9 protein-coding genes and 2 pseudogenes are annotated in these 15,521 nt (G+C 71.8%); 3 read left to right on the forward strand and 8 right to left on the reverse strand.

Annotated elements, in window-relative coordinates; all coding sequences use genetic code 11:
• The first annotated feature begins 253 nt into the window (after positions 1 to 253).
• Entirely contained in the window at positions 254 to 1,105 is an 852-nt protein-coding gene (locus VR44_RS10625) for a LysR family transcriptional regulator (RefSeq protein WP_045947179.1), read from the forward strand.
• Positions 1,106 to 1,115: 10 nt separating this feature from the next.
• On the opposite strand, the gene VR44_RS46365 is transcribed toward VR44_RS10625, so the two are convergent.
• The 3 genes from VR44_RS46365 to VR44_RS10640 form a co-directional block, all read right to left on the reverse strand.
• Positions 1,116 to 4,196, reverse strand: coding sequence for a patatin-like phospholipase family protein (locus VR44_RS46365; RefSeq protein WP_211275050.1), 3,081 nt, complete (start codon positions 4,194 to 4,196; stop codon positions 1,116 to 1,118).
• Between the two features lie 90 nt (positions 4,197 to 4,286).
• Positions 4,287 to 5,684 (reverse strand): hypothetical protein, encoded by a 1,398-nt coding sequence (locus tag VR44_RS10635; RefSeq protein ID WP_045947180.1) that lies wholly within the window; start codon positions 5,682 to 5,684, stop codon positions 4,287 to 4,289.
• A gap of 82 nt (positions 5,685 to 5,766) precedes the next feature.
• On the reverse strand, positions 5,767 to 7,476 hold the full coding sequence (locus VR44_RS10640) for a thiamine pyrophosphate-binding protein (protein WP_045947181.1): 1,710 nt from the start codon (positions 7,474 to 7,476) through the stop codon (positions 5,767 to 5,769).
• A gap of 355 nt (positions 7,477 to 7,831) precedes the next feature.
• Between VR44_RS10640 and VR44_RS10645 the strand changes: the two are divergent.
• Positions 7,832 to 10,662 (forward strand): annotated as a pseudogene (locus VR44_RS10645) (peroxidase family protein).
• Between the two features lie 127 nt (positions 10,663 to 10,789).
• Here VR44_RS10645 and VR44_RS48380 read toward each other — a convergent pair.
• From VR44_RS48380 to ligA, 3 genes are all read right to left on the reverse strand, one after another.
• Positions 10,790 to 10,912, reverse strand: coding sequence for a hypothetical protein (locus VR44_RS48380; protein ID WP_281187131.1), 123 nt, complete (start codon positions 10,910 to 10,912; stop codon positions 10,790 to 10,792).
• A 128-nt stretch (positions 10,913 to 11,040) separates the two neighbouring features.
• The gene (locus VR44_RS10650) at positions 11,041 to 11,286 is read right to left on the reverse strand and encodes a hypothetical protein (RefSeq protein WP_045947182.1); all 246 of its coding nucleotides are present in this window, start codon (positions 11,284 to 11,286) and stop codon (positions 11,041 to 11,043) included.
• 126 nt (positions 11,287 to 11,412) lie between these two features.
• Positions 11,413 to 13,482, reverse strand: coding sequence for an NAD-dependent DNA ligase LigA (ligA, locus tag VR44_RS10655; RefSeq protein WP_045947185.1), 2,070 nt, complete (start codon positions 13,480 to 13,482; stop codon positions 11,413 to 11,415).
• Between the two features lie 216 nt (positions 13,483 to 13,698).
• Here ligA and VR44_RS10660 point away from each other — a divergent pair, with 216 nt between their 5' ends.
• The gene (locus VR44_RS10660; protein ID WP_045947183.1) at positions 13,699 to 14,040 is read left to right on the forward strand and encodes a HopJ type III effector protein; all 342 of its coding nucleotides are present in this window, start codon (positions 13,699 to 13,701) and stop codon (positions 14,038 to 14,040) included.
• 111 nt (positions 14,041 to 14,151) lie between these two features.
• Here the strand turns inward: VR44_RS10660 and VR44_RS44920 are convergent.
• Both VR44_RS44920 and VR44_RS10665 read right to left on the reverse strand, forming a co-directional pair.
• A pseudogene (locus VR44_RS44920) lies at positions 14,152 to 14,705 on the reverse strand (GNAT family N-acetyltransferase).
• A 70-nt stretch (positions 14,706 to 14,775) separates the two neighbouring features.
• The coding region (locus VR44_RS10665; protein WP_045947186.1) for a phosphotransferase at positions 14,776 to 15,521 on the reverse strand (746 nt) is incomplete at its 5' end.

Here is a 15,521-nt window from a genome sequence, read left to right on the forward strand (position 1 = left end):
TCCGATGCGGTGGCCGGTGGTGGTGCCGTCCTCCAGGACGCGCATCCGTGTGGTGCCCAGGGCGATCGTCTCACCCTGGCCCGGGAGGACGACGGACACGGCGGGGTGGGCGCCGGGGTGCCCCGTCGGTGATGGGCCGGTCGGGGCTTGGTCGGGCGTGTGGTCGGTCATGTCCTGATTGCAGCTCGGGGGTTCGTGCTGCGTCCAATACCGTCTGGGGAGTCCCGATACCGTCTGGGTATCGTTGCCGGTCATGGAGCTGAGAACGCTGCGCTATTTCGTCGCCGTCGCCGAGGAGCTCCACTTCGGGCGGGCCGCGGCCCGGCTGCACATCAGCCAGCCGCCGCTGAGCCGGGCGGTCCAGCGGCTCGAACGGGACGTCGGGGCGGTGCTGCTGGTCCGTTCGGCTTCGGGCGTGGTCCTCACGCCGGCCGGGGCGGTGCTGCTGGACGAGGCGCGCGCGCTGCTGGAGCGGGTGGAGCGGGCGCGGGTGCGGGTGGCCGCCGCGGCCGGCGCCGGGACCCTCACGGTGGGGATGCTGACCGATCAGGCCGACCCGGGGGCCCACCGTCTGGCGGCGGCGTACCGGCGGCGCCATCCGGGTGTGGAGGTGCGGGTCCGCGAGACCGGCCTGGCGGATCCGACGTGCGGGCTGCGGGCCGGGCTGGTCGATGTGGCCCTGACCCGCGGGCCGTTCGAGCTCGGTGGCCTGACGGTGCGTGAGCTGCGCGCCGATCCGGTGGGGGCGGTGCTGCGCGCGGACGACCCGCTGGCGGGGCGGGACGCCCTGGAGCTGGCCGATCTGGCCGGCCGGCGCTGGTTCCGGTTCCCCCCGGGCACCGATCCGCTCTGGCAGGCCTACTGGAACGGCGGCGAACCCCGCGAGGGGCCCGTCGTACATGCGGTGCAGGAGTGCGTTCAGGCCGTACGGTGGAACGGGACCGTCGGCATCGCCCCGCTCGGCCACGCCCCGCCCGAGGGACTGGCCCTGGTGCCGGTCACCGACATGGCCCCGAGCGCCGTGGTGGTGGCCTGGAAGCAGGGGGATGCGAACCCGCTGGTGAGAGCGTTCGTCCGGATCGCCGTGGCGGCCTACCGCGGTTGAGACGGCCGGGCTAACGGGTGTCGGTGCGGAGCTCCTTGGCCTTGGTGCCGAGGTGGTGGCCGAGCGCGCGGTAGGCGTCGAACTGGGCGTGGTCGAACCACTGGTCGAAGGTGGCCTGGCGGGGGAAGGCCGGCTCGCGGAGGGCGTAGCTCAGCAGGTCCTCCGGCATGTCGGGGGTGAGGGTGGCCTTCACGAAGATGATCGTTCCCTTCGTGGTCCTCGGGGTGCCCGGGGAGAACTCGATCTCCTCCGGGTACTCGATCGTGCCGCGCACCACGCAGGTGGCGGAGAAGCGGGTGTTCAGGGCGGCCATCGGTGTCTCGGGCGAGAGGGGTTTCCCGCTGCCGGGTACCAGGTCCAGCAGGTTGCGGCCCTCCTCCCTGTTGAACGTGATCTTCACCCCGAGCTCCTCGTAGGCGAGCGTCACCGCCTGCGCGAGGGTGGTGGCCAGGGGCGGGGTGTCCCCGGTGGCGTCGATGACGTAGACGGTCCGGCAGCGGAGCCGCAGCATCTCGACCAGGCCGAGGTTGTCGAAGTGCCCGCCGTCGGTGCACAGCAGCAGGGGCGTGGTGTCCGGGAACCAGCCCACCAGTTCCTGGAGCTGGTACCGCAGCCGCCGTACCCGGGGCAGCCGCGGCATGATCCGGTCGGGCCCGTACTTCGCCAGTTCCGCGATGTAGAGGGGGTTCGGAACCCAGGTGCCCAGCCGAACGTTGGACAGGGCGAGCAGCCGTTCCATGAACATCGTCTGGGAGCCCATTGCCGAGGCGAAGGCCGCTCCTGACACGGCGACGGCGGACTGCACGGTCAGGTCGCGCCCGATCAGCTCCGGGGCGGTCTTCTGCAGGGTGTCGGTGCGGACCCAGCCGGTGTCGGGGCCGCCGCAGTAGTCGGAGGCGAAGGTGAAGGGCACGGCCGGGCGGCCGGGCGCGGTGCGGTTGCGCAGCGAGACGGCGGCCGAGGCGGCGAAGATGACCTGGGGGAAGCCGTCCACCCGCTCCGCGTAGGGGTGCAGCGGGGTGGGCTCGTGGTTGTAGTCGTACGGCAGGGCCCCCACCGAGCCGCCCTTGAGCACCGCGCGGCGGACGGCGAAGGCGCTCGCCAGCCGCTGGCGGTAGAAGGGGTGCAGGCTGAAGGTGGTCTGGTCGATCACGAGCGAGAGCACGACCAGGGCGATCGGGATCCCGGCCTTCCACCAGATGCTCCACGTGCCGGCGTAGACGGCCGTCCAGGTCATGAGGGCGAGGTAGAAGAACGCGACCAGGAGCAGCACCAGCCAGCACACCAGGGCCTTCACCCAGCCGCCGCCGACCTGGACGACGAGGGAGGGACCGCCCTTGCGGAACGGACCGGTGGCCTCGCCTCCGGGCGTCAGCTGCTTCACCGTCTTGTGCACGACGGTGAACCAGGTTCCGACCGCGGTCGCCGCCGCGGTGAGCGCGGCCAGCACCGACAGGCCCCTGCCGTCGCCGTACACCACTCCCTGTTCGTGGGCGAGCCAGGCGAAGAACCAGATCAGCGCCGGGAGGACGATGGAGAGGACGGCGACCACCAGGGCCATCGCCACGATCGCCTTCACGATGCTGCGCATCCAGGCGGGGCGGGACTCCTTGGTCCAGGCTCCGCCGAAGGCGAAGGCCACCGACACCAGGCCGGCCAGGCCGAGCAGGGCGACGACGGGCTGCCAGGCGTTCGGGTACAGGTGGAAGGGCGGCAGGAAGGTCTCCGGCGGCCCGGGGCACACCGGGAGCGCCGGGTTCTGGCAGGTCGGTACGAACACCTTGGGCCGCGGAACGAAGCGGTGGAGGTCGGTCAGCGGGAGCCGCGAGTAGAAGGCGTTCAGGAGCTGGCCCACCACGGTGAAGAGGAGGGCCAGCATGCCGAAGGAAACGGCCATCCCCCGCAGCACGGCGCCGGCGGCGTGCAGCCTCTCCTTGGGGGCGTCCGCCAGGTACTTCGCGTGCCGGCGGATGTGGTCCTCCTCCGGGCTGCCCGGCGCGAACGCGTCCGCGGGCTGTGCGAGTCCGGGCCGCCGCACCGTGGGGTTCCCCTGCGCGTCCTCGAACCGGGCGTCCGTCAGGGCCAGTTGGAGGGCTCCGGCGGTGTACCCGCCCCCTGAGACCGACACCAGGTAGTCCGCCTCGAGCAGTTCCGCGCGCAGCGCCTGCAGGGCGCCGAGGGCGACCGACGCCGACCGGATGCCGCCGCCGGAGACGCAGAAGCCGAGTTCCCCGGGCTTCCGCGAGGGCGGCTGGTACCGGCGGTTGCGCCAGTGGGCCGACGCGGTGTGCTTCGGGTCCTCGGCCAGGCGTGGCCTCGCCGGGTCGGGAGCGGTCCATTCGGAGAGGGGTTCCCAGTCGTGGGGGGCGGCGGGCGGAAGGATCAGGTCCGGCAGTTCCCCACCGGCCGCGGCGGGATGATCCGCGTACGCCACGACGGGTCGGGTGCGGTCCTTGCTCGTGGTCCTCACCATGGCGGGGGCCAGCAGGCGGCGGGAGCAGAGGGTGACGACGGTCAGGGCGGCCGCCGCCACCAGCGGAATGACGAGTGCCCATTTCAGCTGGGCGAACTGGCTCGCCCACTGCAGGTTCCGCTCCAGGTGCTGCTCCGGGCCGCCGCGCAGCACACGGGCCAGGGGCGGTAGGGGGCCGTTCGGGTCGGCCTTGATCCGGTCCAGGGCCTTCCAGAGGAAGACGTTCTCCACGCAGTCGGCCGCCACCGCCACGGGGGTGAGGAAGAGGGCCCGCAGGGCCCACAGGCGCGTGGCCTTCCGGTAGAGGAGCAGATGGCCCAGTCCGAACGTCCCGGCGAGGGCCGCCGCGTACCCGGGGATGAACCAGCACCAGTCCAGCACCAGCCCTTCCTGGAAGAGCTCGGCTCCGCCTCCGGCCTTCACGATGGTCCGGGCCCCGTCGGCGGTCGCCGCGAACTGCAGCAGGAGTTCCCCGTCCCCCGGCGGCCTGGCGCCGAACGGCGCAGCCGCCCCGTACCAGAGGACCATCGAGAGACCGACGGCGAGCGCGAACAGGCACAACCCCACCGCCCAGCCCGGAACCTCTCGCAGCTTCAGCTGCGCCTGAGCATTCGGCATGCACGCAGAGTAGCTGCCCGGATGCGCTGGGTGCCGTTGCGGGCGGTGCGCGTGACGGAACAGGACCCGCTCGGCCCCACCGGGGGCGGGTCAGTGCGCGTCTGCCCCGTGCCAGTTCTGGTCGTGGGTGCGGTGGGCCCCGGTCAGTCCGTCGCGGAAGAAGCGTTCGTAGTAGCCGTTCTCGACGTGGTGGGTCTGGAGCCACACGCCCGGCACGTGGATGGTGTCGCAGTGCGCGGGAAAGCGTCCGTGGGTCTCGTGGATGTAGGTGCAGATGTCCCGGGTGCAGGCGATGACGTCGGCGGAGTAGTCACTGGCCTGGTGGAGGTACTGGCTGCCGAAGTCCCCGCGGTAGATGCGGGCGAACAGGCCCTCGTCGGAGTAGATGCCCTTCGGTCCGAACTTGCCCGCCACGACGGCGTCGACCGCGTCGGCCATGCTGGGGTAGTTGGGCGGGCACATCGCCTTGATGAGGTACTCGCCGTCGTGGCGCAGGGCGACGGGGGCCGCGCGCAGGTTCGAGTAGCGGGGCAGCGGCACGTGCCAGCGCAGGACGTCCGCCGGTCTCCACCGCGGGACGGTCCAGTCGAAGCCGAGCATGGGGCCGTAGTCGGCGCGGAACTTCGGGTCGCCCAGCGCGATCGGCGGGGCGAGCGACGCGTGGATCCAGGCCCCCAGACCCATGGCGTCGGCGGTGAGCATGAGGTTCTGGAGCAGCAGGTCGGCCTCGATCTGTGTGCGCATGGCCCAGATGGCGCCCAGCGGCAGCTTGATGTCCTCGTTGAGGAATCCCGACTTCACCCATTTCCGCACGCCGGCGGGGCGGTAGAGGTTCCGGTCGTCGACGATCAGCGGGCGTGCCCCCTCGGGCTGGGTCAGCAGGTACATCAGCCCGTTGATGTACTGCCGTGTCAGGTCCACCACGGGAAGGAGGACCGTGGTGCCGGGCAGGTTCGACAGGAAGCGGTTGGAGTCGAGGTAGGCGGGGAAGTCCCGCTTGCCTTCCGGTACGTCGAGCCGGTGGTCGAGCAGCCGTACCTTCGCCTCGGCCGCGCGGGCGCACAGGGTCTCGGGGTCGAACTCCGGCGTCGAGCCGTCGGCGGGAGGGGGCAGTTTGCGCAGGAAGTAGGTTCCGGTGTCGTTGATCAGGAAGAAATGGGTGCCCTGGGCGTTGTCGGGGCTGCCCGCGGTCCTGCCCGGCATGTTGAGGTTGGGTTTGGCCATGATGGGTTTGCCGTCGCGCGGGTCGGCGAAGGGCCGGTCCGGCATGGTGAGGCCGGAGCACCCCGTCATGGCGATCAGGACGGCCTCTTCGAGTTCGGTGAGCGGGGTCCGCGGTTCGCTGGAGGCCCAGCTCATCGACCCGGCTTCCACGGAGCTGCCCCGGCTGACGCGATGGGTGCGGCGGTGCCAGATCGAGGTGAGCAGGGGCCGGTTCATCAGGGCTTCGAACCCGGCACGGCTGAGGGTGTTCAGCGGGTCGTTCATACCTCGGTCCCTTCGGGGCGCGCCTGCTGCCGGTCCCGGCCCCGGCGTCCATGGCACGCCACGCCGGTGGCCCTGGCGGGTGTCAGTCGCGGAGGCGGGCTTCGACCATCTCCGCGTCGAGTCCTGCGAGGACGCCGTCGGGGGACGGGCTGTAGTGGGGAACGGCCCAGCGCGTGATCCGGGCGTCGATGAGGGTGGGCCGGCCGGAGGCCAGCGCCGCGCGGAAGGCCTGTTCGAACGCGTCGAGCGTGTCGACGCGGTAGCCGTCGGCGCCGCATGCCCGCGCGTACGCGGCGAAGTCGGGGTTCTGGAACTCGACGAGCGCCGTCTCTCCGTAGGCGGTCAGCTGGAAGAGTTTGATCAGCTTGAATTCCTCGTCGTCGAAGATGATCCAGATGACGGGGATCTCGTACTGGACGGCCGTCATCAGCTCGAATCCGGACAGCGAGTAGCACCCGTCGCCGCAGCCGACGACGACGGTCCGTTCAGGGTGCGCGAGCTTCAGGCCGATGGCGCCGTTGACGTGGCCCGCCATCGGGCCGAACGAACCGGCCTTGCGGAAGTTCTGTCCCTCCTTCAGTTCCACGTAGTAGCCGAGCCAGGCGAGGTGTGCTCCGGCGTCGGCGAGCAGGATGCCCTTCGGGGGCAGCAGCCGTCCGATCGACCGGGCCAGTGCCCCCGGATGGATCTTTCCGGTCTGGTGCACTTCGGGGCGGGACCCGTAGTCGCGACCCGTCACGTCGGGGGCGGGGACCTCGCCCACCTTCTTGTCCAGTGCCTCGTTGAGGGCCGCCACCGCCAGGCGGGCGTCCGAGTGCAGGGGGTAGTCCGGCTTGTAGGCCTTGTGGAACTCGGCCTCGGAGATGTTCACATGGACGAGCACCTTGCCCGCGAAGAGGTCTTCGCGGTAGTTGAACGTGGCGTGCTGGTTCAGGGAATTGCCGATGCACAGCACGACATCGGCCTCCCGGAAGGCCTTCCACGCGCTGGAGTGGCCGCTGTCGGCGAAGACGCCCACCGCCAGGGGGTGTCCCTCCGACACGATGCCCTTGCCGTCGAGCGTGGTGAGCAGGGGGATGCGGAACCGTTCGATCAGCCGTCGGACCTCCGCTCCCGCCCCGCTGCGGATCGCGCCGAAGCCGACGAGGGCCACGATCCGCTTCCGCTGTGCGAGGGCCTCGGCCAGCATCGATGCGATGTCCTCGACGCGTGCCGGATCGGGGGTGACGGGCTGGACGTGCAGCCGGACGGGGCGGAAGTCCGTGACCTCGACGCCGCGGTGGGTGAGGTCCTCGGGGACATGGATGTGGACCGGTCCGGGCCTTCCCTCGAACGCGATGTGGACCGCTTCCTCCAGCACGTCGCAGGTGTCCGCGGCATCGGTGAGCAGGAAGGACTTCTTCGTCGTGGCCGCGAACATGGCCCGCGAGTCGGGCGTCCTGTTCAGGCCCGAGGTCTCGTTGAGCGAGCCCCATCCCTGCCACGCTCTCGACGCGTACCCCGACACGGCCAGCACCGGGTAGGAGTCGGACATCGCCACGGCCAGACCGGAGAACAGGTTGAAGGCTCCCGGGCCGGCCGTCGCGAAGCAGAAGCCCAGTTCGTTGGTGTACATCGCGTATCCGCAGGCCATGAAGGAGGCGGCCTGCTCGTGCCGGGTGATGACCGGCCGGATCTGCCGTGAATGCTTGAGCGCCAGCATCAGGCCGGCGGCGTTCTCCCCGGCGCCGCCGAACGCGGCCCGTACCCCGAGTCCCTCCAGCCCCTTGACCAGGGCTTCGTACACTCTCATGGCCCTTCCCTCGGCTCGCTCGTTCACGCCCCCTCACGCATGCACGAATATTCGAATTCCCTGCCGCTGGTCGGATTCCGCAATCCAGCTTGCCATGGGGTGGTGCATCCCGCTTCCGCACGGGGAGTTCCCCTGCCGGTGGCCGCCCGGGGCTGCGGGGCCCGGGCTCGGGCCCGGTGCCACCCGTCTGCGCCGTTCCGCGCGCCGCCGCCGCATCGGTGCGTCAGGGTTGCCGTGTGTAACGGAGGTGCCCGCAGGCTCGGTCTGCAGTCGCGGGCAGCCGCGCAGCGCCGCCCCGGTACGGCCCCCAGCTTCGCTTCCGGCCGACGGGCGACGCCTTGGCGAAGAGGCACACATGGACGAGATCAGCCGGTACGAGCGCTACGTGGGCGGGCACCCCGATGTGGAACGGCGCCATTTCGAGCGGCTTGCCCGCGACCTCATGCGGGTCCAGGTCAAGTCCAGGAAGCGCAGCGGCGCCGCCGACATCGCGCGGGCGTTCCACGCCAAGGGGATCCTCGGCGTGGAGAACGCGCGCCTGAGGTTCGGCGACGACCTGCCGCCGGACCTGCGGACCGGCTTCGCGAGTCCTAGAGCCGAGTATCCCGTGACCGTACGGCTCTCGAACGCGAACGGCGCGCGGCGGCCCGACGACGCCCCCGATCTGCGCGGGGCCGCCTTGCGCGTCGCGGCCGGCCCGGACGAGACGCACGACCTGCTCATGACCAGCTATCCGGTCTCGCACGCACGCGACGCGCGCGAGTTCGTCGAGTTCGCGAAGGCGATGGCGGGCGCGGACACCACTCCGCGCAAGGCGTTCGCGCTGTTCGTCACCCTCCCGCTGACGGTCGGGTGGTCCACCGCCGCCCGTATGCGGCACAACGTGCGTGCCGGTACGCGCCACACCGTGCGCAGCCTGGCTCTGGAGACGTACTGGAGCCGCGGCGCCATCCTGTGGGGCGACGCGGGACCGGTGCGGTACCAGCTGCGCCCGGCCGGGGACGCCCCGACCACCTGCACCACGAGCTCGCGGAAAGGCTGAAGAAGGCGGACGTCGTCTTCGAGCTGTACGTCCAGCGCTACGTCGACGCCCGCCGCACGTCCGTCGAGGACGGCGCGGCCGAATGGAAGGAGCAGGACACCCCTCCCGTCCGGGTGGCCACCCTCACCATCCCGCGCCAGGACATCGACTCCGCCGAGGCCCGGGCCGCGGCCGCACGGGTCGAGCAGCTCGCCTTCAACCCGTGGAACAGCACCGAGGCGTTCCGCCCCCTCGGAAACCTCAACCGCGCCCGCAAGGTCGCCTACGAGGCCAGCAGCGCCCACCGGCTGGGCGAGCGGTTCGCCAATGTCCAGCCCCGGCGCAACGCCGTACTGGGCGTGCCGCTGCGCGGCGCCTTCCGGGGCCTCAACCGGTTCGTCCCCTGGCACCGGCTGCCCGTGCCGCTCGGCCTGCTGAACCTCGTGGCCCTGCGGCAGCAGCTGCGGCGGTCCAACCTGATCGACACCGACCCGCACGAGGCTCCGCCCAGGACGCAGCCCGTGCCCGAGGCCATCGACGAGAGCATGCGGGTCGCGCGGAGCTACGACGGCACCTACAACGACCTGTCCGCGCCGAAGATGGGCGCCGTCGGGGCCGCCTTCGGCCGCAACCTCCCCCCGGTCTACCGGCCGGACCTGTTCGACGTACCCAACCCGGTGACGGTCAGCAGGGAACTGCTGCACCGCGACGCCTTCCTCCCGGCGCGCTCGCTCAACATCCTGGCCGCCGCCTGGATCCAGTTCCAGGTGCACGACTGGGTCAACCACAAGCGCTACCCGGCCGGTACGAGGAGCGTCGAGGTACCGCTCCCGCCCGACGTCACGTGGCGGAACACGCCGGGCGGACCCGTCGAGAAGGTGATGCGCTTCGCCGAGAACGAAGGGCTGCAGCCGGCCGACGGCAAGGGGCCGCCCAGGCTCTTCGCCAACGCCGCGTCCCACTGGTGGGACGGTTCGGAGGTCTACGGCGGCGACAAGGCGACCGGCATGTCGCTGCGCGAACCGGATGGCGGGGCCACCCTGCGGCTGGACGACGGGTTCCTCCCGGTCGGCCCGGACGGCCTCCCGCTCACCGGGTTCGCGGAGAGCTGGTGGTTCGGCCTCAGCGCGATGCAGACCCTCTTCGCCCGCGAGCACAATGCCGTGTGCGAGGCGTTGCGGCGCGAATACCCGCGCCTGGACGAGGAACGCGTCTACCAGACGGCGCGTCTGGTCGTCTCGGCGCTGATCGCGAAGATCCACACCGTGGAGTGGACTCCCGCGATCCTCGCCACCGAAGTGATCGACATCGGGCTGAAGACCAACTGGCAGGGTCCGCCGAACAAGTGGCTCGACCAGCTGGGCCTGTGGCTCTTCGAGTCGCATGCACTGACCGGCATCCCCAAGACCCTGCCGGACCACCATGGCGCGCCGTACTCCCTCACCGAGGACTTCGTCACCGTCTACCGCATGCACCCGCTGCTCCCCGACGACTTCGAGATCGTGGACCACCGTCTCGGCCGGCGTCTGGACACCCTCGGGTTCAACGAGGTCCAGGGCTCCGCCACGGAAGCGGTGATGCGCAAGACCGGTCTGGCCAACTCCCTGTACTCGCTCGGCACGGCCCATCCCGGTGCGATCACCCTGCACAACTATCCGCGGGCACTCCAGGCGTTCGAGCGGGACGGCGAGATCATCGACCTGTCCGTGGTCGACCTGGTGCGGACCCGGCGGCGTGGGGTCCCCCGGTACAACGACTTCCGGGCCGGCCTGCACAAGCCGCGGCTGCGGCGGTTCGAGGACGTGTCCTCCGATCCGGAGACGGTCGCGCGCCTCAAGGAGGTCTACCGGGAGGTCGATCACATCGACACCATGGTGGGGCTCTTCGCCGAGAACCCGCCGCACGGCTTCGGCTTCAGCGACACGGCCTTCCGCATCTTCATCCTGATGGCGACCCGGCGCCTCCAGAGCGACCGCTTCCTCACCGTCGACTTCAGGCCCGAGGTGTACACGCCGCTGGGTATGGACTGGATCGAACGCAACGGCATGACCAGCGTGGTGCTGCGGCACTGCCCCGAACTGGCCGGTTCCCTGCCGCGCAATGCGAGCGCCTTCGCTCCCTGGCGGGTGACCTCTGCCCGGGGCGGCGAGGGAGGCCTCGGGTGAACCCCGTGCCGAACGCCCCGCGCCCGCAGCCGGGGGCCCGAGCACGTACTCCTCGTAGCGGGCGAGCCCCAGGGCGGCGCACATCAGCAGGGGCGGGACGAGCAGTGCCAGGAACAGCATGGCCGGCCTACCTGTGCCGGATCAGGGTGGTCACCAGGACGAGGACGGCGAAGGCCATCACCAGCAGGTGGATCCAGACGGGACCGGACTGGGCGGCCCAGGCCCACGGGACTGTCGTATGCGGAGTCATGTGACGCGCATGCCCGCGTCCGGGGATGCGACACGGAGCGGAGCGCCCGGTGACTGCCGGCTGCCCGGGGGCGGGAGCCGGCTGCGTGGACGGCGCCCCGCGCTTCGCGGGCCTCGTATGGTCGCGGGCTACTGCGGGATGCCGCCCTGGTAGCTGCGGCGGCATTGGTCGATCTCGTCCCTGGTGTGGGTGTTCACGTAGTCCCGGCCCGCCTGCTTCTTCTCCTGGACGGAGACGTTCGGGTCGGAGATGAGGCTGATGAGCGCCGCACAGTCCCCGCTGGGCTGGGCCGGGGCGGCCTGAGCCGGCGCGGCCGCGGGGAGTACGGCGACCACCGCCGCGGCGAGAGCGGCGAAGGCGAGTCGTCCCTTCATCGGTCTGTCCTCTCCGGACGGCGGAGCGCATCACCGTGCTCGCGCTCCTCGATCGGGCGGATCCCGCGCAGGGGTCCCTGCGAACGTACCGCTCGGGAGCCCGATCCGCATGCCGGCCGGTGAGGGCTACGGGGTGGGGAGGAGGTCGGCTACGAGGGCGGCGAACTCCTCGGGGCCGAGGATGCGGATGCCCAGTTCTTCGGCCTTGGCCCGCTTGGATCCGGCCTTCTCACCCGCCACCAGGAGGGTGGTGCGCTTGGAGACGGACGAGGAGGCCTTTCCGCCGGCCCGTTCGATCAGTTCGTTCATCTCGTTGCGGGACAGCTCCGCGAGGGGGCCGGTCATGGAGCCGGTCACCACGACGGCCTGTCCGGTCAGCGGGCCGCCCGCCGGGCCGTCCTCGGGGGCCTCGCCGTCGCCCGTCCCGGGCACCGGCTCGTGCTGCGGTTCGGTGACCTGGACGCCGACCTGCTGGGCCTGGAGCTTGTCGAGGAGCGGGGCGAGTTCGACGAGTTCGGCGGCGATGACCCGGGCCTTCTCGGTGCCGATGCCGTCGACCCCGGCCAGCGTGTCCGTGTCGGCGGCTCTGATCGCGGCCATGGAGCCGAAGTGGGCGGCGATCCGGCGGGACATGGTGCGCCCGGTGCCGCGGACGCCGAGGGCGCAGAAGACCCGGCTCAGTGCGGCCCCTCGGGCCGTCTCGATCGCGGCCAGGAGGTTGGCGGCGCTGGTCTCACCCATCCGCTCCAGACCGAGGAGCTGCTCCCGGGTGAGGGTGAACAGGTCGGCGATGTCCTTGACCAGACCGGCCTCCACCAGCTGCACGGCGCGCGTCCCGCCGAGACCTTCGATGTCGAGCTGGTCGCGGCCGGCCGCGTAGATGACCGAGGCCACGGCCTGGCAGCCGCGGCCCCGGACGCACCGCCACCGCTGCTCGGAGGTGTCGATCGCGTCCCCGCACCGGGGGCAGGCCTCGGGGAAGACGACCGGGCTCTCGGCGCCGGTGCGCTGGTCGGCCAGCGGTGCCTCGACCCGGGGGATCACGTCCCCGGCCCGGTACACGAACACCTGGTCGCCGATCATCAGCCCGCGGCGGGCGATGTCGGACGGGTTGTGGAGCGTGGCGTAGGTGACCGTCACCCCGTCGATGACCACGGGCTCCAGGACCGCGCGCGGAGCGATGATCCCGGTGCGGCCGACGTTCCACTCCACCGCCAGCAGGCGCGTCACCTTGTGCTCGGCCGCCAGTTTCCGGGCCACCGCCCATCTGGGGGCGCGCGAGCCGTTGCCCGCCTGCCGCTGGTCCTCGGCCGTGTCGGCCTTGACGACGACGCCGTCGATCCCGAACGGCAGGTCCGCGCGCAGGCCGGCGATCGCGTCGATCCTGTCCCGCACCTGCTCCAGGGTCTCGCACCGCGTCGGGGCGGCGGCCGTGGTGGCGGCCGTGTTCGCGCCGAGCACGGCCAGCTCCTCCAGCAGGGCGAGGTGGCCGAGGTCCTCGTCCAGGCCGATCGCGCCGTAGGCGAAGAAGGTCAGCTCGATCCGGTAGGGGCGGTCCTTGGCCCGCAGGGTGCCGGCCGCTCCGCTGCGCGGGTGCGCGAAGGGCGTGGCCTCGTGGGCGAGCCGGATCCGGTTGGCCTCCTCGAACTGCGCGGTCGTCAGGAGCACCTCGCCGCGCAGTTCGACGTCGACCGGCTCGGTGAGTACCGGTGGCAGACCGAGGACGGCGCCGGCGGCGTGGGTGATGTCCTCGCCGGCCAGTCCGTCGCCGCGGGTGAGGAGCTGGACGAGTCGCCCGCCCCGGTAGCGGGCGGCCACCGCGAGACCGTCGAGCTTGGGCTCCACGCACCAGCCTGCCACCGGGTGGCCGAGGCGCCGTTCCAGCCCCGCGGCCCACTCGGCGAGCTCGTCGGCGTCGAAGACGTTGTCGAGGGAGAGCATCGGCACCGAGTGCGGCACGTCACCCTGGACGGCGCCGCCCGCCACCTTCCCGGTCGGCGATTCGGCGAGGGCCTCGTCCGGGTGCGCCTCCTCGTAGGCCGCGATGGCGCGAAGGAGCGCGTCGTACTCGTCGTCCCCGAGCGGGGTGGTGCCGTCGCCGTAGTACGCGGCCGAAGCCGCCAGGGCGGTGGTCACGGCCTCGGCGTAGGCGGCAGGAGAGAGCAGCAGGGCACTGTTTTCGGTCATGAAGGTCATCATGCTGCCCGGCACTGACAATGCCGCTGCCGTGAGCCCGCCGCCGTCACGGCGCGCATCCGGCCGGAACCGGCCGGTCCCAGCGCTCGGCGGATCGCACCGTCTCACATCGTGACCTGCGGAGATGCCGTTCGTTACCTGACGGCCCCGCGGGCGGTACTGTCGTCCGGTCACGGACGGCGGTCGGTCGTCCGTCCAACCCCGAGGGAACCGAACATGACCGATCTGAACTCGCTGCGGGCGAGCCTTGCGTCCGGTGAGCACGAGTTCGCCGACACGCTGGCCTTCGTCGCGGCGCACTACGAGTACCAGCCGCAGGCGTTCCGCAACGGGGAGGTCGAGAACGGCGCGGGTGAGAACGAAGGCTCCTGCAAGACGCTGGGACTGGCCCTGCTGGAGGGGCTGAGCGACCAGGAGGCGCTGCTCGCGTTCGGTGAGCACTACCGCGATGTGCTGGCGACGCCGGAGGGCTCCGACCACGGCAACATCCGCAACCTCATGGCCCACGGTCTGGCCGGGGTGAGCTTCGCCGGGCAGCCGCTGACCCGCAAGGGCTGAGCTGCCCCGGCGCCCGTGCCGGCGCCGGGAGGGCCTGTCCGTAAAGGTCGTGGCGAGCTTCTCGGGGCCCGAGGTCGAGGGGCTCGGGCGCAGTGAGCCCTCCCGCGGCGGTCAGCCGCCGTGTGGGCGGGGGTGCGGGTCGGGGGGTGTCGTCGTGCCGCTGGGCCAGGTGGTCTCGAAGTACCTGACGCGTTCGTCCTGCCCGGTTCGTCCTGCCCGGCCGGCCGCATGCCGGCCGCCGTCATGACGTGGTGGGAGGCGATGTTGTCGTGGTCGGCGTCGCCCTTGACGCGGGTGGCACCCTGTGCCCGGGCGAGCCGCAGGAGTGCGCGGAGGGCTTCGGAGGCGTAGCCGCTCCCCCGGGCCGACGGGACGAGGCCGTAGCCGATGGTGACGGTGCCCGTCCCGTCCGCGGGTCCGTGGAAGCCCGCGCCGCCGATCGCCGTGCCGTCCTCGCGGAGGCGGATCTCGTAGGTGCCGAAGGGGCCGGGATCGCCCGTGTCCGCGCAGGTGCGCAGGAACCGCCGGGCGGCGAACACGTCGCCTTCGTCCGGGTATCCGGCCGCCCAGCGGGCATCGCCGTCGGGCACGCCCGCCACGACGCGCTCGGCGTCGCCGATGGTCATCGGATGCAGCACGAGCCGCGCCGTCACAAGTTCGCCCATGGAAGCGAGGGGTATCACGCCGGGCGGCCGGGTCGCACGGGAATTCCCGGCGGAGGGGGCGGTGGGGTGTTCAGGCGTCGGGAGTGCCGAGGAGGAGGGTGCGGTTCGAGCGGAGCCAGGACCGTTCGGCTCTCATTTCCTCCGCGTCGCCGCGGGCGAGGAACGTCGCCCAGGGTTCCTGGCCCCGGCCGCCGAGCCGTTCGATGCGCGCCGCCTCACGGGACTGGACGGCGTCCAGGGCGTCCAGGACCGCCGCCGGGCGTGCGCCGTAGGCGGCGCAGAGGGCGTCGAGGCGGCTTCGGAGGGCGTGGTCTCCGGTGATCGATTCCCTGCGTTGCTTCTCGGCGGGGCGCAGGGGGACGGCGTACCAGGCGAGCTGGGCGAGGTCGTCGAGGGCGTGGCCGGGGGCCGCGAAGTCCCAGTCGATGAAGCCGGCCAGCCGGTCGCCGTGCCAGATGGAGTTCCAGGGGCCGAGGTCGCCGTGGCGGACGATCAGGCCGGGCCGCCACTCCTCGTCCTCCTGGCCCCGCCAGCGGGCGTCGGCCGGGGGCCGGAAGTCGCGGACCGCTTCGTGGTACTCGCGCAGCCAGGTGCCCAGTTCCCTGACGCCGGCGGTCGAGCGGAGGACGGACGGCCAAGGGGAGTAAGCCGGTTCGCCGTGCAGCAGCGAGACGACCTCGTCGCCGCCGTCGGTGCCGAGGGCGCGCGGGGCTCGGGTGAAACCCGCCGACTCCAGGTGTGCCAGCAGGGCGTGCACGGCGGGTGTCCACGCGCCGGCGGGGCGGCGGATCGTTTCACCGACCCGCCGTACCGTGG

The organism is Streptomyces katrae, assembly GCF_000966975.1.
Taxonomy (GTDB): domain Bacteria; phylum Actinomycetota; class Actinomycetes; order Streptomycetales; family Streptomycetaceae; genus Streptomyces; species Streptomyces katrae.